We start from the raw sequence: 1,781 nt of genomic DNA on the forward strand, positions 1-1,781 counted from the left end.
GCCCTGCCGCGTAGGCACTTCCAAGGCAGCCAAGCTGCTGGAAGCACCGGTGTGGGATGTGGACACGCTGGAAGACCTCAACATCGTGATGACCGACGCCTCCATCTGCGGCCTGGGCCAGGCCGCGCCCAACCCGGTGCGCTGCGTTATCAAGTATTTCCCCCACGAGATCAATGGTGCGGGGGCGAGTGACGCCGGGCCGCCCCAAAGGCACGAGGGCCCCCACGGGGGGCAGCGCAGTACACAACGTGACAAGCGTGGGGGCCAATAAACCATGAATGCCATCACCAAGATGAACGAAGTCACTCCCGCTACCGTGGAGTTCAAGCTCGACCAGCAGACCATCCACGCGTTTGAGGGCGAAAGCATCCTCAAAGCTGCCAAGCGCCACGGTGTGGACATCCCGCACCTTTGCTACAAGGACGGCCTGCGCGCAGACGGCAATTGCCGTGCCTGCGTGGTGGAGATCAAGGGCGAGCGCACCCTGGCGCCCAGTTGCTGCCGCAATGCCACAGCGGGCATGGAAGTGTTGCTGAAGACACCGCGGGTAGAGAAGAGCCAGAAGATGGTTCTGGAGATGCTGCTCTCCGATATGCCCGATCAGGGTTACAAATGGAATGACACTGGCGCCACTCCTGCCTCTTCTGCCACGGCGGTGACGGGGGCCAGGCTGGGCGCCGATTTGGGCTCGCCGTATGAGGCGCCCAGCCTGGCCCCCGGCGCCGCCGTGGCAGAAGCGAGCGCCAACCATCCCAGCCAACATGGCGAACTGAGCTACTGGGCCGACCGGCTGGATGTCAGCGTGCGTCCTGCTTTGAAGGCTCTGCGCCGCGAACAACCCAAGGCCGACGTATCCCACCCCGCCATGGCGGTGAACCTGGACGCCTGCATCCAGTGCAACCGCTGCGTACGTGCCTGCCGCGAAGAACAGGTCAACGACGTCATCGGCTACGCGCTGCGCGGCTCGCACAGCGAGATCGTGTTCGACCTGAACGACCCCATGGGCGATAGCACCTGCGTGGCCTGCGGCGAATGCGTGCAGGCCTGCCCCACCGGTGCGCTCATGCCAAAGACCCAGATCGGCTCGCAACTGGTGGACAAAAAGGTGGACTCGGTCTGCCCGTTCTGTGGCGTGGGTTGTCTGCTCACCTACAACGTCAAGGACAACGTCATCGTCAGCGTCGATGGCCGCGACGGCCCGGCCAACCACAACCGCCTGTGCGTCAAGGGCCGCTTCGGCTTTGACTACGCGGCCAACCCGCAGCGCCTGACCGTGCCACTCATCCGCAAGGAAGGCGTGCCCAAGGACCCGGCCCTGCTGGACAACCTCAACCGCGATTCAGCCGACTGGTCCGACGTGTTCCGTGAAGCCACCTGGGAAGAAGCCCTGGCGTATTCCGCAGGGACTCTTAAGCGGCTGCGCGACACCCATGGCAAGAAGGCGCTGGCGGGCTTTGGCTCGGCCAAGGGCAGCAACGAAGAGGCCTATCTGTTCCAGAAGCTGGTGCGCACCGGCTTTGGCAGCAACAATGTGGACCACTGCACCCGCCTGTGCCACGCCTCCAGCGTGGCCGCCTTGCTCGAAGGTGTGGGCTCCGGTGCGGTGAGCAACCAGGTCAACGACGTGCAGCACTCGGAGCTGATCTTCGTGATCGGCTCCAACCCCACGGCCAACCACCCGGTGGCTGCCACCTGGATGAAGAACGCATCCAAGCAGGGCGCCAAGATCGTGCTGGCCGACCCGCGCATTACCGACATCGGCAAGCATGCCTGGCGCACGT

Annotated in this window: 2 protein-coding genes; both read left to right on the forward strand. The window is 64.3% G+C overall.

The genetic code is table 11. The features are described from left to right. The coding region (locus AC1RMF_RS26515; protein ID WP_493145536.1) for an NADH-ubiquinone oxidoreductase-F iron-sulfur binding region domain-containing protein at window positions 1-271 on the forward strand (271 nt) is incomplete at its 5' end. 3 nt (window positions 272-274) lie between these two features. Further along, window positions 275-1,781, forward strand: a 1,507-nt coding sequence (locus tag AC1RMF_RS26520; protein WP_493145538.1) for a molybdopterin-dependent oxidoreductase, incomplete at its 3' end; no start/stop codon positions are given.

This window comes from Rhodoferax sp. GW822-FHT04A08 (assembly GCF_058801025.1).